The following is a 2,500-nucleotide window of genomic DNA, read 5'->3' as shown; positions in this document are numbered from 1 at the left end:
AATTCCGTCGGAATCTGGGAGGACCATCTCCCAAGGCTAAATACTCCCTAGTGATCGATAGTGAACCAGTACCGTGAGGGAAAGGTGAAAAGCACCCCGGAAGGGGAGTGAAAGAGATCCTGAAACCGTGTGCCTACAAATAGTCAGAGCCCGTTAATGGGTGATGGCGTGCCTTTTGTAGAATGAACCGGCGAGTTACGATCCCGTGCGAGGTTAAGCTGAAGAGGCGGAGCCGCAGCGAAAGCGAGTCTGAATAGGGCGTTTAGTACGTGGTCGTAGACCCGAAACCAGGTGATCTACCCATGTCCAGGGTGAAGTTCAGGTAACACTGAATGGAGGCCCGAACCCACGCACGTTGAAAAGTGCGGGGATGAGGTGTGGGTAGCGGAGAAATTCCAATCGAACCTGGAGATAGCTGGTTCTCCCCGAAATAGCTTTAGGGCTAGCCTTAAGTGTAAGAGTCTTGGAGGTAGAGCACTGATTGAACTAGGGGTCCTCATCGGATTACCGAATTCAGTCAAACTCCGAATGCCAATGACTTATCCTTAGGAGTCAGACTGCGAGTGATAAGATCCGTAGTCAAGAGGGAAACAGCCCAGATCGCCAGCTAAGGTCCCAAAGTGTGTATTAAGTGGAAAAGGATGTGGAGTTGCTTAGACAACTAGGATGTTGGCTTAGAAGCAGCCACCATTTAAAGAGTGCGTAATAGCTCACTAGTCGAGTGACTCTGCGCCGAAAATGTACCGGGGCTAAATACACCACCGAAGCTGCGAATTGATACCAATGGTATCAGTGGTAGGGGAGCGTTCTAAGTGCAGTGAAGTCAGACCGGAAGGACTGGTGGAGCGCTTAGAAGTGAGAATGCCGGTATGAGTAGCGAAAGACGGGTGAGAATCCCGTCCACCGAATGCCTAAGGTTTCCTGAGGAAGGCTCGTCCGCTCAGGGTTAGTCAGGACCTAAGCCGAGGCCGACAGGCGTAGGCGATGGACAACAGGTTGATATTCCTGTACCACCTCTTTATCGTTTGAGCAATGGAGGGACGCAGAAGGATAGAAGAAGCGTGCGATTGGTTGTGCACGTCCAAGCAGTTAGGCTGATAAGTAGGCAAATCCGCTTATCGTGAAGGCTGAGCTGTGATGGGGAAGCTCCTTATGGAGCGAAGTCTTTGATTCCCCGCTGCCAAGAAAAGCTTCTAGCGAGATAAAAGGTGCCTGTACCGCAAACCGACACAGGTAGGCGAGGAGAGAATCCTAAGGTGTGCGAGAGAACTCTGGTTAAGGAACTCGGCAAAATGACCCCGTAACTTCGGGAGAAGGGGTGCTTTCTTAACGGAAAGCCGCAGTGAATAGGCCCAAGCGACTGTTTAGCAAAAACACAGGTCTCTGCGAAGCCGTAAGGCGAAGTATAGGGGCTGACACCTGCCCGGTGCTGGAAGGTTAAGGAGAGGGGTTAGCGTAAGCGAAGCTCTGAACTGAAGCCCCAGTAAACGGCGGCCGTAACTATAACGGTCCTAAGGTAGCGAAATTCCTTGTCGGGTAAGTTCCGACCCGCACGAAAGGTGTAACGATTTGGGCACTGTCTCAACCAGAGACTCGGTGAAATTATAGTACCTGTGAAGATGCAGGTTACCCGCGACAGGACGGAAAGACCCCGTGGAGCTTTACTGTAGCCTGATATTGAATTTTGGTACATTTTGTACAGGATAGGCGGGAGCCATTGAAACCGGAGCGCTAGCTTCGGTGGAGGCGCTGGTGGGATACCGCCCTGAATGTATTGAAATTCTAACCTACGGGTCTTATCGACCCGGGAGACAGTGTCAGGTGGGCAGTTTGACTGGGGCGGTCGCCTCCTAAAGTGTAACGGAGGCGCCCAAAGGTTCCCTCAGAATGGTTGGAAATCATTCGTAGAGTGCAAAGGCATAAGGGAGCTTGACTGCGAGACCTACAAGTCGAGCAGGGACGAAAGTCGGGCTTAGTGATCCGGTGGTTCCGCATGGAAGGGCCATCGCTCAACGGATAAAAGCTACCCCGGGGATAACAGGCTTATCTCCCCCAAGAGTCCACATCGACGGGGAGGTTTGGCACCTCGATGTCGGCTCATCGCATCCTGGGGCTGTAGTCGGTCCCAAGGGTTGGGCTGTTCGCCCATTAAAGCGGTACGCGAGCTGGGTTCAGAACGTCGTGAGACAGTTCGGTCCCTATCCGTCGTGGGCGTAGGAAATTTGAGAGGAGCTGTCCTTAGTACGAGAGGACCGGGATGGACGCACCGCTGGTGTACCAGTTGTTCTGCCAAGGGCATAGCTGGGTAGCTATGTGCGGAAGGGATAAGTGCTGAAAGCATCTAAGCATGAAGCCCCCCTCAAGATGAGATTTCCCATAGCGTAAGCTAGTAAGATCCCTGAAAGATGATCAGGTTGATAGGTTCGAGGTGGAAGCATGGTGACATGTGGAGCTGACGAATACTAATAGATCGAGGACTTAACCATATAATATGAAGCAA

At 52.0% G+C, this 2,500-nt stretch carries 1 rRNA gene (cut by a window edge); it reads left to right on the top strand.

Going from position 1 to position 2,500, the window contains the following annotated elements:
- Window positions 1–2,486: ribosomal RNA gene (locus DN392_RS27550) — 23S ribosomal RNA — on the top strand; it begins 436 nt to the left of the window's first position.
- The last annotated feature ends 14 nt before the right edge of the window (window positions 2,487–2,500 follow it).

The sequence above is a fragment of the Bacillus sp. BB51/4 genome (assembly GCF_008368845.1).
Lineage (GTDB): Bacteria > Bacillota > Bacilli > Bacillales > Bacillaceae_G > Bacillus_A > Bacillus_A wiedmannii.
The sequence above is the reverse complement of the archived record's forward strand: the minus strand, read 5'-3'. Positions and strand labels throughout refer to the sequence as shown.